The 19,317-nt window shown below is 38.2% G+C and carries 14 protein-coding genes and 1 riboswitch; of the genes, 3 read left to right on the plus strand and 11 right to left on the minus strand.

Annotation, left to right across the window (positions count from 1 at the left end):
* Window positions 1-332: 332 nt before the first annotated feature.
* The 8 genes from NXG62_RS09735 to NXG62_RS09770 form a co-directional block, all read right to left on the minus strand.
* Window positions 333-2,900 (minus strand): heavy metal translocating P-type ATPase, encoded by a 2,568-nt coding sequence (locus NXG62_RS09735; RefSeq protein ID WP_427112219.1) that lies wholly within the window; start codon window positions 2,898-2,900, stop codon window positions 333-335.
* A 12-nt stretch (window positions 2,901-2,912) separates the two neighbouring features.
* On the minus strand, window positions 2,913-3,233 hold the full coding sequence (locus tag NXG62_RS09740; protein ID WP_427112220.1) for a metal-sensing transcriptional repressor: 321 nt from the start codon (window positions 3,231-3,233) through the stop codon (window positions 2,913-2,915).
* Between the two features lie 320 nt (window positions 3,234-3,553).
* The gene (locus NXG62_RS09745; RefSeq protein WP_427112221.1) at window positions 3,554-6,103 is read right to left on the minus strand and encodes an EAL domain-containing protein; all 2,550 of its coding nucleotides are present in this window, start codon (window positions 6,101-6,103) and stop codon (window positions 3,554-3,556) included.
* A 164-nt stretch (window positions 6,104-6,267) separates the two neighbouring features.
* The gene (locus NXG62_RS09750; RefSeq protein ID WP_427112223.1) at window positions 6,268-7,677 is read right to left on the minus strand and encodes an ISLre2 family transposase; all 1,410 of its coding nucleotides are present in this window, start codon (window positions 7,675-7,677) and stop codon (window positions 6,268-6,270) included.
* Window positions 7,678-7,994: 317 nt separating this feature from the next.
* Window positions 7,995-8,423, minus strand: coding sequence for a hypothetical protein (locus NXG62_RS09755; protein ID WP_322351565.1), 429 nt, complete (start codon window positions 8,421-8,423; stop codon window positions 7,995-7,997).
* A gap of 119 nt (window positions 8,424-8,542) precedes the next feature.
* A complete protein-coding gene (locus NXG62_RS09760; RefSeq protein ID WP_427112224.1) occupies window positions 8,543-8,974 on the minus strand; it encodes a GerW family sporulation protein in 432 nt (143 codons plus the stop codon).
* Window positions 8,967-9,587: a hypothetical protein gene (locus NXG62_RS09765; RefSeq protein WP_427112225.1), complete on the minus strand. Its 621-nt coding sequence runs from the start codon at window positions 9,585-9,587 to the stop codon at window positions 8,967-8,969. The genes NXG62_RS09760 and NXG62_RS09765 overlap by 8 nt, the downstream gene beginning before the upstream one ends.
* A 203-nt stretch (window positions 9,588-9,790) precedes the next feature.
* A complete protein-coding gene (locus tag NXG62_RS09770) occupies window positions 9,791-10,888 on the minus strand; it encodes an NADH:flavin oxidoreductase (RefSeq protein WP_427112226.1) in 1,098 nt (365 codons plus the stop codon).
* Window positions 10,889-11,158: 270 nt separating this feature from the next.
* On the opposite strand from NXG62_RS09770, the gene NXG62_RS09775 reads away from it, so the two are divergent.
* Window positions 11,159-12,445 (plus strand): adenylosuccinate synthase, encoded by a 1,287-nt coding sequence (locus NXG62_RS09775; RefSeq protein ID WP_427112227.1) that lies wholly within the window; start codon window positions 11,159-11,161, stop codon window positions 12,443-12,445.
* Window positions 12,446-12,515: 70 nt separating this feature from the next.
* On the opposite strand, the gene NXG62_RS09780 is transcribed toward NXG62_RS09775, so the two are convergent.
* The 3 genes from NXG62_RS09780 to NXG62_RS09790 are packed head-to-tail and all read right to left on the minus strand — an operon-like array spanning window position 12,516 to window position 16,433.
* Window positions 12,516-13,373 (minus strand): methylenetetrahydrofolate reductase, encoded by an 858-nt coding sequence (locus tag NXG62_RS09780; protein WP_427112228.1) that lies wholly within the window; start codon window positions 13,371-13,373, stop codon window positions 12,516-12,518.
* The gene (locus NXG62_RS09785; protein WP_427112229.1) at window positions 13,370-15,757 is read right to left on the minus strand and encodes a homocysteine S-methyltransferase family protein; all 2,388 of its coding nucleotides are present in this window, start codon (window positions 15,755-15,757) and stop codon (window positions 13,370-13,372) included. The genes NXG62_RS09780 and NXG62_RS09785 overlap by 4 nt, the downstream gene beginning before the upstream one ends.
* 7 nt (window positions 15,758-15,764) lie before the next feature.
* Window positions 15,765-16,433: a methionine synthase gene (locus NXG62_RS09790; protein ID WP_427112230.1), complete on the minus strand. Its 669-nt coding sequence runs from the start codon at window positions 16,431-16,433 to the stop codon at window positions 15,765-15,767.
* Between the two features lie 68 nt (window positions 16,434-16,501).
* Window positions 16,502-16,595: riboswitch (SAM riboswitch) on the minus strand.
* A 226-nt stretch (window positions 16,596-16,821) separates the two neighbouring features.
* Here NXG62_RS09790 and nuoE point away from each other — a divergent pair.
* Both nuoE and nuoF read left to right on the plus strand, forming a co-directional pair.
* Window positions 16,822-17,319: an NADH-quinone oxidoreductase subunit NuoE gene (gene nuoE, locus NXG62_RS09795; RefSeq protein WP_322351564.1), complete on the plus strand. Its 498-nt coding sequence runs from the start codon at window positions 16,822-16,824 to the stop codon at window positions 17,317-17,319.
* A gap of 112 nt (window positions 17,320-17,431) precedes the next feature.
* Window positions 17,432-19,309, plus strand: coding sequence for an NADH-quinone oxidoreductase subunit NuoF (nuoF, locus tag NXG62_RS09800; protein ID WP_427112231.1), 1,878 nt, complete (start codon window positions 17,432-17,434; stop codon window positions 19,307-19,309).
* Window positions 19,310-19,317: the final 8 nt, after the last annotated feature.

Consider the following 19,317-nt stretch of genomic DNA (forward strand, 5'->3'; position numbering starts at 1 on the left):
TCAGACAAAGAAACAAAAAACGCACAGCAGGAACACCACAGGGCGATGTTACCAGTCCTGTTCTTGCCAATCTCTACATACAATTATACATATATTAGCCCGCGCACTGTAAAATTTCTTATTTCCAAATTATATGATTTACATTTTATTACATGTTTCACGTGGAACATGTAATTTATCTAAAAAATACTTATATATGTGGTTCGAACTGGTATAATTTGTAAATAAGTAAAAACTCGCATGAGTCAGATATGATATATTTCCGAACCCTGCGAGTTTTTAAATAGTTAAGTATACAAAGATATTTAATTAAACAAATTATAGATACATTGCTATTGTACTAATTCATACCCTGCATCTGTAATACTTTTTTCAAATTCTGCAGTAGTTATTTCACGGGTACTTACAACCTCGGCTTTATTTCTTTCTAAATCAACGGTTACGGTTACAACTCCGTCGATTGCTTGCAATGCTTCTTGCACATGTTTTTGACAATGAGTACACATCATACCTTTAATTTTTAAGGTTGTTTTCATCATAGAATCCTCTTCTTTCTTTTGAATTTGGAAGAATGTTTCACGTGAAACATTCTGATTTATATGATCCGTTTTAAAAAAACGTAATCGTAACGCGTTAAGGACAACACATACACTGCTCATGCTCATTGCAGCGGCTCCAATCATGGGGCTTAATTTAATCCCAAACGTAGGATACAATAATCCGGCAGCTAGAGGGATACCGATAATATTATAAAAAAAAGCCCAAAATAAATTTTCTTTTATGTTTTTAATAACTGCTTTACTTAAACGTACAGTTGTAACAGCATCAAGCAAATCATTTCTCATAAGGACGGCATCAGCACTGTCAATAGCGATATCGGTGCCGGCTCCAATCGCAATTCCTAAATTAGCTCTTGCTAAAGCAGGAGCATCATTAATACCATCGCCAATCATTGCAACTTTATGACCTTGACTTTGTAAAATAGCAATTTGTTTTTCCTTATCTTGTGGTAAAACTTCGGCAATAACTTGTGGTATTTGAAGACGTTTGCGTAGCGCTTCCGCAGTACGTTTATTATCACCGGTAAGCATAACAACAGATATATTCATTTTTTTAAATAAAGAAATAGCACGAGCGCTTGTTGGTTTTTCAATATCGGCTACAGCTAAAATACCAATAATATTTTTTTCACAAGCAAATAATAGTGGTGTTTTCCCTTCATCCGCCAACTGGTTTAGTTTAGAAGAAACAAAAGAACTATTTATGCCCTGTTTTTCCATAAAAGAGGTATTACCGGCATAATATATGTTGTTGTTATAAATTCCCTGTACTCCTTGCCCAAATGAAGCTTTAAAATTATCAAATATGTAAGGTATAATATTTTGCGAATCGGTATATTTTATAATTGCTTCTGCTAAGGGATGCTCACTGTTTTTTTCTAGTCCAGCGGCAATTGCTAATAATGTTTTAGAATCCATGTTAATCGGCAGACAATTTGTTACTACTGGATGTCCTTCTGTTATAGTTCCGGTTTTGTCAATAACAACAGTGTCAATTGTATGGGCTGTTTCTAGTGCTTCACCGGATTTAATTAATATTCCATTTTCTGCCCCTTTTCCGGTTCCTACCATAATTGCTACCGGAGTAGCTAATCCTAATGCACAAGGACAAGAAATTACTAAAATTGCAATACCAATAGAAAACGCAAATTCGATAGAACTGCCCATGAAAAGCCAAATACAAGTAACGATTATTGCTATTGTTATTACTACGGGAACAAAAATACCGGATATTTTGTCAGCTAGTTTAGCAATGGGAGCTTTACTGCTGCTAGCTTCATCAACTAATTGGATGATTTGATTAATGGTTGTGTCAGCGCCTACTTTTTGAGCAATAAAATGAATAGAGCCATTTTTATTTAATGTAGCAGATATAACAGTATCACCTATTTGCTTTTCGACAGGAATGCTTTCACCGGTAATCGCCGATTCGTCAATACTCGTATTGCCGGTGGAAATGATTCCGTCGACAGGGATAGATTCTCCCGGACGGACGATGACTTCATCTCCTACTTTCAATGAGTCTATCGGAATGATAATTTCTTGATTGTTTTTTAATATTGTTGCTTGTTTTGGTACTATATTGATCAGTTTTTCAATGGCTTCACTAGTTTTTCCTTTTGATTTACTTTCTAAAAACTTTCCTAACGTAATGAGTGTGATAATCATGCCGGCTGATTCAAAATATAAATTGGAACTATAATTTATTACTAAATTCCAATTTTCATGACCTAATCCCCAACCTATACGAAATATAGAAAAAATTCCAAATACTACAGAGGCACCAGCACCAATGGCAACAAGACTATCCATATTTGGAAATCCTTGGAAAAGGTTTCGAAAGCCATTTTGAAAGTATTTCCGATTGAGATATAAAATAGGTAAAACTAGTAAAAATTGTGCAAAAGAAAAAGTCAAAGCATTTTCTGGTCCATGAAAAATACCGGCAATCCAGGTAGGAACAGGTAAGCCAAACCACTCAAAAAACATATGATGCATAGCAATATACATAATAGGTATTAAAAAGATAAGAGAAGTAATTAAGCGATATTTTATCTGTTGAGTTTCATTTTTTGTGCTAACAGCAGTAGCCGAAGATTCTTGCTTTTCTACAGATGCTTTTTTTGCGTTTGCAATAGAAGCCCCGTATCCAGTATGAATGACTGTTTGTATTATCTTGTCACTAGTCAAAAGTGTTTCGTCATAATCAACTTGCATACTGTTTGTCAATAAATTAACATTAATTTTTTTAATTCCCTCTAATTTAGCAACTGATTTTTCAATTCGAGCCGAACAAGCAGAACAACTCATTCCTGAAATATTATATTTTTCATGTCTCATACATATCCCTTCTTATTTCATTAATTTTTGTAATGTACAAACTAGTTCATCAACTACTTCATCGTTGCCTTTTCGAATATCATGGACAACACAACTTTTGATATGTTGTGCAAGTAATTCTTTGTTAAATGAATTTAAAGCAGATTGAACCGCACTGGTTTGTGTTAAAATATCAACACAATATCGATCATCTTCAACCATATTTTTAATTCCCCGAATTTGTCCTTCAATTCTATTTAAGCGACTGATAAGATTTTTATATTCTTTGCCATTTTTGTCGCGATGTTTTGTTTTTATATTTGAACAACATCCAACATAATTATTATTATCCATATATAACTCCTTAGTTAGTATTTCTTGACATATATACCCCGTATAGGTATATTATACCCGCATGGGGTATATATGTCAAGAAACAAAAAAATAGATGTGCTTAAATTTGTGTGTATTTTTGATTTTAAGCGCATTTGTCCGTTCTTTATATAAAACTATTAAAAATAAATAAAACGAGCTTACATAGCGGATGAAGAACGTATAAATAATATTTTTATAAGAATTAATATTCACATAAATAATATATATTTTTATAATAAAAAAAACATTGTGATAATGTACCGTCACAATGTTTTTTAAATAAAATACAGTATATTTTCCTATTTAATTTTTTCTAATTTATTATTATAATATTTAATTGATTCAAAAACATTTTTTACACGCTGTTGTAAAATAGCAGGAACGAATGGTTTTACAATATAATCTTTTATACCCATGTCCAACAGACGATTTTGCTGTTGTGGGGAATCATCAGCCGTAATGACAATAACTGGAATTCCGGCAATTTCGGGAATTGTAAATTTTCTTTCCAGAAAAGTGATGCCATCCATTTCTGGCATCACTAAATCCAGCATAATTAAATCTATAGAACTATTATATTTTTTTAGTGTACATAAAGCGTTTTTGGCATCAGTTGCTTGAATAACGTGAAAATCAGATTTAAAAATGTTAGTTAAAATTGTGCGATTTACTTCTGCATCATCAATAATTAAAATCGTTTGTGGCGTATTTTCTTTTGAGGCAAGAGCTGTACGATATTTTAATACTTCCATTTCCATAATTTTTTGTGAGGTAACATCACAAAGATTTACAAGTATGATATCTTTGTTTGCCATTTTTCTGATATATTTTAGTTTCATATTGATCCATTTAGATTTTCCGTTTTTTGATTTTCGGAAAAATTCGCATTCAGCTTTTTGATGATTGGATGCTACTTTATGAAACGCACTCCAAATGTTTTCATAATCGGAATCACTGATAACATCTACAAAAATATGACGAATAGTAGCGGCTTCCTGATACCCGAACATTGCATGGTAGGTATCATTTCCGCGCAGAACTTCAATATTAGTACCATCAAACTCGTATAAAGCCATGGCTTGAAGAATGTTGGAAAACAAAGATTCTAATTGAGAGGTTGTATTCCAAACATCATCGGCACTAATGGTCGGACTTGTGTCAGGCGTTGGTGAAATAAATGTACTTTTTTTAGCAATTAGCTTTTCAAAGTCTTCGATAGAAATTGGTTTGGAAAAGTAATAGCCTTGGACGTACTCACAGCCAATATTGCGAAGAAAATTTACTTGTTCTGCCGTTTCTACACCTTCTACAATAACAAGTAAATCAAGCCATTTAGCCATTCGGACGATAGAACTTAAAATATTTTCTCCACGTCCGGGTATTTCACAATCGGAAAGAAAACGCATATCTATTTTTAATATGTCTACGATAATATCTTTTAACATATTTAGTGAAGAATATCCAGTACCAAAGTCATCCATCAATATAGTAAATCCTTTTTCCCGAAGTGAAGCCATTCGTTTTTTTATTAATTGAGGATTACTTGTGTAAGCACTTTCGGTCAGTTCTAATTGCAGCAATTTGGGTGACAAATTATATTTATTTACAAGAACGCAAATAGTATCGACAAGTTTTGGATTAAATAAGTCTACACGTGAGATATTGACAGAAATTGGATAAATAGGACGCCCCTCATCGAGCCAGCGGCGTAATAGCTTACAAACTTGATTCCATATGTAAAAATCCAAATTTACAATAAAACCATTATGTTCAAATATAGGGATAAAAACATTGGGAGAAATAAGGCCTTGTTCTGGATTATTCCACCGTACTAGTGCCTCAGCTCCATCAATGGTATTTGTTCGTAAATCATATTTTGGCTGCAGATAAATAATAAATTGGTCATTTGCCAGTGCATTTTTCATATTATTTACGACATATTGTTCTTCAATTGATTTATCATTCATAGAGTTTTCATAAAAACAAAAATGTTGTAAATAATTTATACTGCAGTTTTTACTTGCAAGAACTGCTTGATCAAAAAGAATATTAATATCTGTTTTGTTGTCTTTAACGAGTGTGATGCCAATTCGTGGTTGAATAGCAAATGGAAGCGGATAAGCCTCTAAATTATTGTATAGGGTATTGCTTAAATCTATAAGTTGATCACGGGTATTAAAAGACACGCAGAAAGAAAAAATATCTCCGGACATATGACCATAGGAAAAATGCGGAAATATCATTTGATACTGTTGTAAATGTGCAGCAATATATTTAATAACTTTATCACCTTCATGTCTACCAAAAAAAGCGTTTATCAAGCGAAAACGCTGGATGTCAAAATAAAAAATGGCAAAATTTTTACTGGGGTGTTCATTTAATAATTTTCGAGTTATTGCAAAAAAGTAACTCTTATTATAAATACCTGATACAGGATCATGATTAGATAAATATAACAGTTTGTCAGCCAGTGTGAAACGGCTATGCTGTATTGCATTTTTAGCACGAAGTTGAAACGCACAATTCTTTATAGGCTTAGTAATGAAATCCCATACGTTGTAATTTAAATACAATTCTTCTTCTTGCCCATTACTGGTTGTAATGATTAGTGGAATGGACGTATATTCTATTGCGCTATTATACAAGGTAAGAAATGATGTAAGATTCTCAATGGATTTATCAGTATCTATAATAATTAATATAATTTGTGTGACATTATGCTTGAGAAATTCTGGAGCTTGAGAGATACATACTAAGTATGGAGTGAATCCATCCTTAATGATATTTTCTAATATAATTGATTTTATAGAGGTGTCTGTTATTAGCATGACGATATCTTTTTTTTTCATATAGTACTCCATTTTTAACGCAAAAAAATTACTGATAAAGTATATTTCTAATTATAATTTTTTTAAAAAGAATATGCAACTTGTAAGTGATGAACGTATGTGTCAAGAAATTCTCGGTAAATGTATTGACCCAGATAATAGCTAGCCTCATCGACTTCGCTTTTTTACAAAAATGCAGGCGTTGAGAAGCTTTTAGCTAACTTCCCTATGGCACTGCTGGCCGGGCCAGTATTGCGAATGCACCCGTGATGAACCCCTACATGCGTTTGAAAGGGAATCTTCCGCATGACCCGTCTCATCGTCCCTCGGAAGGTCCGACTTACTGGAGCGGTAAAACCGCTGGCCCATCCCACAAACGCCTGATCTAATTCCTTGTTTCGTATGGCCGTAATCACTTTCACCATCGCAGTGCCTCCCGTCCGACTCCCATGACGCCCTTGTTTCTTCATTCGGTAACTATATATCCGGTGATTACTCTCACAGGTACCGATTCCACTTGCAGACACAGGGATCTTTCGTAATTTCAGCGGTGCTAACGAAATCCAGTTCCGTGCCACATACTGCCGTAGTTTCTGTACATGCACGATCTCCTCCGGGGTTTCCGCTTGGGATTCCGCCGTATCCAGCAATACCTGCAGCGGTTCCCATTGGTATTCTCGCAGTGTTTGGCGTATCTCGTCCTGCAAGGCTGGTTCTGTGAAATACAACCGTTCTTTCAGTTTGCGGTTCACATGATACCGATCCAACACATGTTCATGCTGTTGACATCCGATGACCAGGCTCCCAAATACGTCTTTTCCATACCCCCTGCCGCCATCACTGTTACTCACCACTACCACGTGCGCCAAATCGTACTTGTGCTGCAGATAGGCCGTCACTTGTGCTACCAGTTTACGATGATCCATCGATGCAAAGTAATGGGGATGTACCAACGTCGTACGCGTACCACATCGGGTAATTCCTTCACTAATCTGTATCCGATGTATCTCCTGCTGCTTGGCTCCTTGTCCTTTTATAAGCAGTCCGTCTCCTTCTATACAAAGCACCGTTAGTTGTGATGGCGCTGTCTCGCCGACAAGTACCTTGTGTTGTTGGCTCTGTTCCCAATCGGCATACCCTCGGCCAACTTGTTTTATGATGTTTCCCACCGTCTGATGACTGATACTCGTTAAGGTCAGACGATTGATCACATCCGCCGTAGTGCGATACACACTGCCCGTGGCTACTTCCGCAACCCGTTTCCTGAATAAGGCTGTATACCGCTGATACTTTTTCAGCCCTAATTGGGTATCTAACGGATAAAATCCCTTCGCGCGCGGCCCCTCTTTCCGTATGCGCCGGCGCAGATAGGTTACCGTACCGAATAGTCCTTGTATCGTACGGCGATCCCGACGTTCTATCTGATACCCTTGTTTCTTGTACTGTTCCACCAATTCTGTATCCATGGTTTCTAACGCACAAGCCAATGCCTCGGTGAAAAGGCGAATAAACAACTGCAATAATTTTGTTTCTCGTACGATAGCGGTATCGGATTCCTTTATTATTTTGATAATTTCTGTTACAATATATTCCATGAGAAGACCTTTAGTTGTGATATATTTTGCTGGCGAGGCAATATATCTATTATCTAGGTCTTCTCTTTTTTTTGCAATATCTTACCGAGAACTATTTTACTCTAAGGTGATGAACGTATGTGTCAAGAAGTTCTCGATAAATGTATTGACCTAGATAATAGTCAGACTCATCGTAATATATCTATTATTTAGGGTTTCTCTTTTTTGGACAATATCTTACCGAGAACTATTTTCACTAAAGGAATCAATGCAGTAGTTACACTAATTTATAATAAAAAAAGACTCTGTTTTTGGACAGAGTCTCAATAATAAAATTATTACTGCAGTAATTTGCTTACTTCATTTGTTTCGTCTATGGCATTATCAGCACCAGCAATAATAGCTCCCTGTGCTACGATACAGTCTAGATTTTTGTCTACCCGGACTTGTTCTACTTTTGCAACAACGTCTTTTTCAATTGGCGTAATTAATGTGTTTTCCAGTGTGTTTAGGCGCTGTGCAAGTTGTTTCCCTAAATCTTGTTTTTCTTGATCCGTTTTTAATGAAGGTGCTTTTTTAGTAAATTCTTCATTAGCAGATTTGATGGCGGATTGCATTTGAGCACTTACCTTTGGAAAATCCTTATGGGCTTGTACTAATGCGTCAAAATTAACATATCCCACACCCGAAGCAAAAGCAGATGTTGTTGCAATAATGCTCATCATACCTGCTATAGTCAAAGATGCTAATTGTTTTTTTAATTTCATGCTATATTCCTCCTGAATTTATTTCAATAATTTTTATTGTTATTGTGACTATGATTATAACAAACTTAATATAAAAAAACAACTAAACGAAGCCTATTTCCGACTATTTTTGTCTGTCTTTAAAGCGGTGTATTTTTTTTAGATGCTAATGTTTCCGTGTCGGTATCATCTAACTCTTCATCTTTAATATACATGTATTTATCCTTTTTCATTTTATCAATGATTTCCGGTACCATGGCAATCAATTTTTCAAAAGCCGATGCTTGATAACCGCCTTTTTTGATGGAAAACATTTCCACACGGTCACCCTTGATGACCAAAATTGCTGTGGGTTCCAATTTTGCGCCACCGCCGCCGCCAGCACTGTTGCGGCCCGTTTCACACTTTCCGTTATACCCGCCGGAAGCAAAGCCTAAGGTCACGTCAACAAAAGGAACAAGAATTGCGTCGCCGATATGTACGGTTTCACCAACAACGGTTTCTACTTTGATCATACGTTGGAAGTTTTCAAAAATTGTTTCCAAATTATTTTTTATGTAGCTATTATCCATGTGAGTGTTCCCTTCCTTTTTTTAGCCAGTGAAACAAAAATAAACGGACTGGCTTAGATAATATAAAGTTGATAGAATATGTAAGCAACACCGCCGGATATACACGGCCCGCAGCATATCCTTGACAGTCGTATTCTTCTTCAACAAAATTAAAGCGGAGTTCGTTCTTATTTAAAGGTATTGCAGCATATAATATTCCTGCGAATATGCCTGTTTCGTAAGGTTCAGGGAATCCTAATGAACCTTTTAAATAAAAAGAACGCATACGAGAATGTCGTAATATTTGCAGCAGATAAGCAGTTCCTGTTTCAATAAACGCTTCATTTAATACATATGGCCGCCACCAAGATATTGGTGGTTTTTCTTTAGGTGAGAATGTATTTTTGTTGACTGTTTTAATTTTCTCATAAGTTGTCTGCTGACTTTCCTGCTCTAATTTATGCCAGACTGATTGTGAATCGTCTTGACTTGGATCAGCAGTATCTTTGGATTTTGATGGGGGGGTGGATACAGTATTTTTGCATGTGTGCCAGCGTATATACAGGATAGTTTGCAGGGGTTTGCCATATTGGTAATCTAATTCATAGTATAATGCATGTCCTAACCAATGCACTTTCCAATTAAAATGAAAAGGATCATGAATATATATTCGGCTTTCATATACTACAGGTATGCAAAGGCATATGATGAGGAGCATGAAGAATAGTACCGGAATAATGGTTAACCCATTCATACAATCACTCCTTGTCTATAATGTAATAGTATAATTATATTATTCTGCATTATATGGTTTGAATCCTTTTTTATATACCTATATTACTCTTGTTTGTTAAAAATACAATTAACATTTTCTGAACCAAAACAGCGTGAACAGGAAATGCAAAGAGAAGGTTCCGTATTTCCTGTTTTCCAAATTTTAGGAAGATCGGGCTGGCGTAATAAAGGGCGGCACATAGAAATAAATGCAACGGGATTTTGTTTTAAATATTGCTCCATATCAGTGGCAGAACGAAAACCACCTACAACGCCTATATCTATTTTGTTTTTGAGTAAGGTCGATATATCGGCCGCATATTTTGAAAAATACATCGGCTCTTTTGTACGGCGGATAGCACGAATAGGACCTTGACGAGGTAAGGAGGATGTATTGCCCCCGCTGATTTCAACAGCATTGATACCGATACGAGATATCCACAGAATGACTTGTTTGCTTTCTTCAAAAGTCATACCGCCTTCTTTCATAAAATCAGAACTATTGATTTTGACCCAAATCGGGAAATCCGGACCAACGGCTTGGCGGATAGCTTTTAAAGAAAATAAAAGAAAACGAGCTCTGTTTTCTAAGGCTCCACCATAGTCGTCAGTACGAGTATTATAATACGGTGTTAAAAATTTGCTGGCCAAATATCCATGAGCACCATGGAATTGAACACCATCAAAACCAGCTTTTTTTACTCGAACAGCAGCTTTTGCAGCATCTTGAATCAGTTTTTCAATTTCTTTTATTGTTAAGGCGTGCGATTCTTTACTGCCGGCATTCATCTCTGGAATTCCGCTCGGACTGACAATAATTCGGTTTTCTCCTTCAGGAACTAAGATTGCCGAACCCATGATGACTATTTGAGCAATAATTTTCCCGCCTTTATCATGAACACGTTTTGTCAGTTTTTGTAATGGCGCAATACAGTCATCTGTGTCAATGCAAATTTGGCAATGTTGATGAGGTTCCATGGGACTGATAGCCATCATCCCCGTAATAATAATACCCACACCACCGTCTGCCAAGGTTTCATACATCTGGATCAGGCTTTCCGTGGGGAATCCGTTGCTATCAGCTCTTCCCTCAAACGTTGCGGAACGGACAATGCGGCAAATTGTGTTGATACCGCCGATGGTTGTATTATCAAATAACATAAAATCTCTCCTTAAAAAACTAAATAATGCAAAAAAGTTTTTTTGCATTACCACCATTATATGATAAAACTAGTAAAAACGCTACAATTATTATTAATAATTCAGGTAATTTTCCTAAATCAACTTAGACATATCTCTTGTCTTTTCTAGTTAGACAAATGACATTTAGCAGATAAAGCATAATATATAGATTTCGTTGTATTAAGTAAAGATTTCGTGTATAATAAGGGTGTTTGTTAAAAGATGTTATACGAAGGGATGTTATGATCAATGGCTACTAGCATGGTAATAGGAACCCAATGGGGCGATGAAGGTAAAGGTAAGATTGTTGATTATTTAGCCCAAAAGGCCGATGTTGTTGTACGCTCTCAAGGCGGAAATAATGCGGGACACACGGTTGTTGTGGATGATAAAGCTTTTGCACTGCGGTTACTGCCTTCGGGAATTCTTTTTGCTGATAAAACGTGTATTATAGGAAGCGGCGTTGTTGTTAATCCAAAAGTTCTTTTGCAGGAAATAGAAAATATTACCTTGCAGGGAGTTGAAATCAGTAAAATAGAACTATCCACTCGGGCCCATGTTATTATGCCGTATCATATTCGGATAGATGAAGCAGATGAAAATTTGAAAGATACTTCCAAAAAAATTGGGACTACCAAGAATGGAATCGGTCCTTGCTATGCCGATAAAGTTAATCGGGTCGGCATCCGTGTGATTGACTTAATGGATGAATCTGTATTTAAGGAAAAACTTCGCTATAATATTGATACGAAAAATCGTCTTTTTGAAAAATATTATGGGGTACAAGGTTTTGATTATGATACAGTGTTAAAAGAGTATTTGATGTATGCTGAACAACTTCGTCCGTTTGTCAAGGATACAGATTATTCGGTAAATACATATATATTAGAAGGTAAGAAAGTGCTTTTTGAAGGAGCACAAGCATCTATGCTGGACTTAGATCATGGAACGTATCCATTCGTAACCAGTTCCAATCCAACTGCAGGAGGAGCATGTACGGGTTCCGGTGTAGGACCGCGCCGTATGCAGAATATTTTTGGTGTTGTAAAAGCATATACGACACGTGTGGGAGCGGGGCCTTTCCCAGCGGAACAAAAAAATGAAATAGGAGACTTGCTGCGTAATACAGGACATGAATTTGGTACTGTTACAGGTCGGCCTCGGCGTTGTGGCTGGCTGGATACGGCAGTTGTCCGGTATGCTGCTATGTTAAATAGTTTGGATTATTTGGCAATTACCCGCTTAGATATATTAGACGGTTTGGATAAAATTAAAATTTGCAAGGGATATATATATGAAGGCAAAGAACTAAAAGAATATCCAGCAAGTTTAAAAGTATTGGAAGCAGTAGAACCAATTTATGAAGAATTGGATGGCTGGAATACGGATATCTCACAATGCAAAAATTACGAAGAACTGCCAGCGAATGCTCGTTATTATGTGGAACGTATCAGTCAACTGGTTGGCGTGCCGCTAGGCATAGTTTCGGTTGGGCCTAATCGTTCGCAGACGATTGTATTGCATGACGTTTTTTAAGATACCATTTGGATAACACCATAACATAAACACAAAGAGCAGCTTTCTTCTTGAAGGCTGCTCTTTGTGTTTATGCTTTTACGATTTTGCTTATGATATCAATGTGATTCATTGGCATAATATGTACACCTGCAGAAAGCTTGCGAATTTCTGTATACTGTTCACGAGCAATTTCAATTCCCGCTTCTAAACCGCCTTTGCGGAGACGATTCATTATACGCCTGGGAATAGAAATACCTGGAACATTGTTTTCTAAATAGGCTGCCATTTTGATTCCCCGTAATGGCATAAGACCAAGCAGTATGGGAATATTGAACCGAGATGCATTATCTATAAAGCGTTTGGCTACTTCTAAATCGTATATTGGTTGGGTTTGAATAAATTCTGCACCAGAAGAGACTTTATTTGCTAGTTTTGCTATTTCAAGTGATTGGTCGGATGCTCCGGGATTTGCTGCGGCACCAATGTAGAAATGAGTAGCAGCTCCCAATGCATTTTCGTTGATGTCCGTGCCTGTATTGAGGGTATGGGCTAAGCGAATTAAACCACAAGTATCCGTTTCAAAAACAGCTTTCGCCTGGGGAGTATCACCATTTTGTGGATTATCACCGGTTAGAGTTAGGATATTATGTACACCTAGTCCGGCGGCTCCAAGTAATTCTGCCTGCAAGCCGATATAGTTACGATCACGGCAGGTAAGGTGAAAAATAGTTTCAATGCCGCAATCTTCTTGAATAATGTGGGCTAAAGCGATAGGACTCATGCGCATTTTTGCCATAGGACAGTCTGCAATATTAATGCCATCAACCATTCCTTTTAATGTTGACGCTTGTTCTTCGGTGATTTTAGCAGAAGCACTTTTTGGCGGATCCAATTCTACTGTGATTGTGAATTCTCCCGCTTTGTGTTTTTCTTTTAATGTATTCATTGTTTTCCCCCCATTAATATATTTGCCAAACGGACTGTATCTGTGGCATTGCTGGCGTAAGCGTCAGCGCCTGCTTTATGTGCATATTCCGAGGTGAGTACGGCTCCACCGACAATAACTTTAACTGCCAAATTTTCTTTTTTTAATGCCTGTATGGTTATATCAATTTGCGGCATTGTTGTTGTCATAAGAGCACTGAGTCCCACCAGCGGAGCTTTTGATTGATGAACGGCAGATACAATTTTTTGGGGAGAAACATCTTTTCCTAAATCAATGACTTCATACCCGCTGTTTTCTAAAAGTGCGATGACAATATTTTTTCCTAAATCATGAACATCGCCTTTTACTGTTGCGATAACAAAAGGCCCTTTTCTTTTGATATTAAATTTTCCTGGCAGTGCTTTTTTTAAAGCTATAAAAGCTGCTTGCATTGTTTCTGCCGCTATCATTACTTGCGGTAAGTAACAGCGTCCTTTGCCATACTCTTCTCCAATTGCTGTCATAGCGGCAGTGAGGCCATCGTTTGTAATAACCATGGGATCTATACCGGCATTCAAAGCTTCGTTTAATAAGGAACCAATTTCTTCTTTTGAACCATCTCGTACAGCTTGTTGAATTTTTTTTAAGGGGGAAAGGGTTTTATTGTTTTTGAGTTGATGCTGATTTTCGATAGGCTGATTTTGAAAGCGAGTAATATAATTATGGGCGGCGGAATCATAACCGAGTAATAGAAGAGAACGAACATAAGCATCTATTAAATCGGACTGTAATGGATTCATAATTGGAGCGTTGAGGCCAAAAGCCAGTGCCATAGCTAAAAAATTGGCATTTAAACCAGAACGGCCGGGCAATCCAAAGGATATATTGCTTAATCCCATGACAGTAGGTATTTTTAAGGTTTCTTTGTAAGTGCGTAGTGTCTGCAGCGTTTCTTTTGGCGCGTTAGTTGAGGAGGCTGCTGTAAGAACCAAGGGATCTGCTAATAGGTCTTCATGGCGCAGGCCTGTTTGCAAAGCTGCCTTGTATATTTTTTTGATTAATGCGAGACGGCCAGCTGCTGATTCCGGAATTCCTTTAGGTCCTATAGGCAGACAAAGAACGGCGGCGCCGTATTTTTTTGCAATGGAAAAAATAGCGGACATTTGTGAGGAGTCAGCATTGACAGAGTTTATTAAGGTTCGTCCAGGATATATACGAAGTGCTTTTTCTAAAACCGCAGGACTCGTTGAATCAATAATTAATGGGGTATCTACCAGCATAGAGAGTTCTTTAACGACATTTTCCATAAGTGCTGCTTGGTCGACGTCAGGAACGCCCATATTGATATCCAAAAGATGTGCACCTGCTTTTACTTGGTTTAGTGCTTCGGTCTTAATTGGAACAAAATTTTGTTCTTGTAAATCTTTTTGCAGCGCTTTTCGTCCTGTAGGATTAATGCGTTCACCGATAATGACGGGAGGATGACCACCGCCGATGTATACAATGCTGGTTCGGGAAGTGAGTGCTGTAGGAGGTGTAATTGTTTTTCGCTTATAGGGTACCGCACGATCTAAAGCTTGTTTCATAGCGGCTAGGTGTTCTGGCGATGTGCCGCAGCAACCGCCAATATATGTAGCACCAGAATTAACCATGGCTTGAACATACTCGGCCATGTCATTGGGGCGTAGGGGAAAAACAGTTTTACCGTCAATTAGTTTGGGTAATCCTGCGTTAGGCTGAATAACAAGCGGTAAATTACTTACGTCGGACATACGGGTAATAAGAGGAATTAATTTATCCGGACCTAGAGAACAGTTTGCTCCAATAATAGAAGCACCCAAGCTTTCCAAAAGCACGGCAGCTGCTTCTGGTGTTGTACCCGTAATAGTTCGACCGTCTTCGCTGAAAGAAAACTCACACATAATGGGGATGCTTGGAGCGGCATCTTTAACGGCCAATATTGCTGCACGCATTTCCTGGATATCAATAATAGTTTGAATAAGTAATATATCGGCACCCGATTCAGCTAATATGCTGGCTTGTTCATAGTAAGCTTGGTATACGTCTTCAAAATCAGTGTCTCCTAAAGGGGTAATAAACTTACCGGTAGGTCCCATGTCACCCAAAATTTTAGTATTTGTCCCATCAACGGCCTTTTTTGCATTAAACATAGCAGCCCTGCATATTTCTTTTACTTTATCAGCACATCCGTATTCACTCAATTTGATGCGATTAGCTCCGAACGTATTTGTTTGAATCAAATCACTACCAGCTTTTATGTAACTACGATGAATATTTTCAATGGCTTGCGGATGTTCTATGTTTGATAATTCAGGACAATCTCCAGGCCGTAAATAACCTTGTTGCTGCAATACGGTTCCCATAGCGCCATCTAATAAAAACATATAACAATCATTCCTTTCTAGAAGAACAAATATTGTGCATAGAACAATTGCAACAACCAGAGGGGATACTGTTTTTGGCAGCCGAACGAGCCATACCAATAATTGCGGTAATAGATTTTTGAGGTACAAGCATGCAGCCGGAAGTTATATGAATATCAATTTGATCAGCATGTATAGCTTTAATTAAATTCAGTTGCTGCGTCAGAGGCCAATCTCCATATCCAGGACTATAACGCCAGGTAGTTTCATAGCCTTGTTTTGCCGCCATTTTATCAATATAATGATTTAACTGATCGGCAATTGTTTCAGTAGCGGTTGTGGCTGCTGCATCCAGCATAAGCCCCCTGGAATATTCTTTTTTTGAAAATAGGGTGTTAATTTCTTTTTCTATGTCACTGCCAATCGTTACTGCCATGATAATTGCGATTTTTGCATTTTCTAAATGTTTTCGAATTTTAGAGCCTTCAACAGTAAAAGGTTCTTCGCATAAGAGTTGGTAGGATTCGGCATCATAGCCACATTGTTGGAAAATACCCCGTGGTTTGGCAATAGCTAGTGCAGTCGTACATGCGTCTGCAACAATTTTATCAGAAAAATTTTCAGCTGCGCGCAAACCAGCATATCGCCTTGTTTCCGCGATGTCTATTTTTTGAAGAAATCCATTAAATATAGGCATAATATATTTCCCTTCATATAACAAAAAAGACTCTTTCACAAATGAAAGAGTCGAATCTACGTGCTGTTCTCTCATCTGTCAGATAATATCTGCAGGAATTAGCACCGCTTTTGCGGTTGCCGGATTTCATCGGGCCTGTCCCTCCATCGCTCTTGATAAGAGTTATCCTTATTAATATATCAGTTTTGCGTGTATTTGTAAAGATTTTATATAATAAATGTTTTATACTATTTTAGCAATTTGTGAGTTATAAACTAAAATATAAATACAAATCGATATTTTTTTATGCTTAAAAGTAATATTGATAATTCTAAAATAATATGATATTGTAATTAATATAAAAGTGTGTTGTATTATGTGGAAACAATAGCAAAGGAAGTGGAAAAATATGTCTTTAGTAGAAAAACAAGCAATCTATAGAGATGAAAATGTTCCTAAACAATCTAGTATTGATAAAATTCTGGATACTTACGCAGGTGAAAAAGGGACGTTGATTCCTATTCTGCAAGACACACAAAGCTTGTTTAATTATCTGCCAAAACCGGCGTTGCTGTATATTGCAGATAAGACGGATATCCCTATTTCTACTATTTACGGCGTGGTAACTTTTTACTCGCAGTTTCATTTACAGCCCCGCGGACGTAATATTATTTGTGTCTGTCAGGGAACGGCATGTCATGTACGCGGCGGAAAGGTTATTCTTAAGGCTGTAGAAAAAGAACTGGGAATTAAGGCAGGACATACGACCGAAGATTTACGCTTTACATTGGAAACGATTGCCTGTCTGGGGGCATGTGGATTGGCACCGGTTATGAAAGTCAATGATGATACGCACGGCCGCATGACGAAAGAGGAAATTATTAAGGTGCTGGCACAATATGAATAGGCTACAGCTGTAATTTTGGTGGAACTAATACGGAAACCTATCCCAAAAAGTGCTGCTATATAGTAACGGGAATGGTACCTAGAGAAAAAACTATAGGAGAAGAGGATCGCGTATGATGATTACAGCAGAAAAATTACAGGAAATACGAGACGTATATAAAACTGCGGTTGCCCTTCGGTTGGAAAAAAGCGATAGGAAGGAACAGCCGGGAGCTTTTGATGTACTGGTATGCGGAGGCACAGGCTGTAAATCCTCCGGGTCCACAGAGATCCGAAAACAATTAGACAACGAATTGGCAGCGAGGGGAAAGACAGATACAGTACACGTGGTACAGACAGGTTGTCATGGTTTTTGCGAAAACGGTCCCTTGATGATTATTTACCCGGGGCAGATTTTTTATTGCCGTGTCAAGCCGGATGATGCGGCGGAAATTGTAGAAAGTCATTTATGTAACGGCCAGCCTGTCGAGCGCCTGCTCTATCACGATCCCGTAGATGGAAAGGCGGCATGGACGGCGGCGGATGTTTCGTTTTATAAAAAACAAAAACGTATCGTATTGGAACATTGCGGTCGGATTGATCCAGAGAAAATAGAGGAGTATATTGCAGTGGGAGGATATGCTGCGTTAGTCAAGGCCCTTACGGAAATGACACCGGATGAAGTAATCGAAGAAGTGATTGATTCCGGTCTGCGGGGACGAGGCGGAGCCGGATTTCCGACAGGTAAAAAGTGGAGTTTTGCGAAAAATGCAGAAGGCGATAAAAAATATATCATCTGCAATGCGGATGAAGGAGATCCGGGGGCTTTTATGGACCGAAGTGTTCTCGAAGGAGACCCGCACCGAGTACTGGAAGGAATGGCAATAGCGGCCTATGCTATTGGTGCAGAGGAAGGGTATATTTATGTGCGGGCGGAATATCCGTTGGCGGTGCAGCGGTTAAAAATAGCGATTCATCAGGCGGAAGAAAGCGGTTTTTTGGGAAAAAATATCATCGGCAGCGGGAAAAACATTATGCTGCATATTAAAGAAGGGGCGGGAGCCTTTGTCTGTGGAGAAGAAACGGCACTTATTGCATCGATTGAAGGTCGCCGCGGCATGCCAAGACCCCGACCACCATTTCCGGCAAACGAAGGCTTGTGGGGAAAGCCGACTAATAATAATAATGTTGAGACCTATGCCAATGTAGCGCAGATCATTAATAAAGGGGCCGCATGGTATCGACATTTTGGTACAGCGGAATCGCCGGGTACGAAAGTATTTGCCCTAACCGGAAAAATAAACCATACGGGATTGGCTGAAGTGCCTATGGGGATTACCATGCGTGAAATTATTTATGATATCGGAGGTGGTATCTTAGACGGGAAAAAATTTAAGGCAGTGCAGATAGGCGGTCCTTCCGGAGCCTGCCTTCCAGAGGAACTGCTGGATTTACCGGTAACGTACGATTCTTTGACGGAAGTAGGTGCCATGATGGGATCCGGCGGACTGGTAGTCATGGATGAAACAACCTGTATGGTGGACGTAGCTAGGTTCTTCATTAATTTTACACAATCTGAATCGTGTGGGCAGTGTACCCCGTGTCGGGAAGGTACCAAACGCATGCTGGAAATATTAACACGGATTACAGAAGGCGGCGGGTCCGAAAGCGATTTGGAATTATTAGAGATATTGGCGAGGAATATAAAGCAGGCTTCTTTGTGTGGCTTGGGGCAGACAGCGCCGAATCCGGTTCTCAGTACGATCAAATATTTTCGTGACGAATATGAGGCACACATTAAGGAAAAACATTGTCCGGCGGGAGCCTGTGAGAGTCTGGCCAGTTATATCATTACGGATGCGTGCAAAGGGTGTGGGGTATGTGCACGGAACTGCCCGGTCCATGTTATAACGGGAAAAGCAAAAGAAAAGCATCGCATTGATCAGGAAAGATGCATTAAATGCGGTACCTGCTATACTAATTGTCCGTTTGACGCCATTATCAAAGGGTAAGGGGGCAT

It is taken from the genome of Megasphaera sueciensis (genome assembly GCF_050219315.1).
Taxonomy (GTDB): Bacteria; Bacillota; Negativicutes; order Veillonellales; family Megasphaeraceae; genus Megasphaera_A; species Megasphaera_A sueciensis.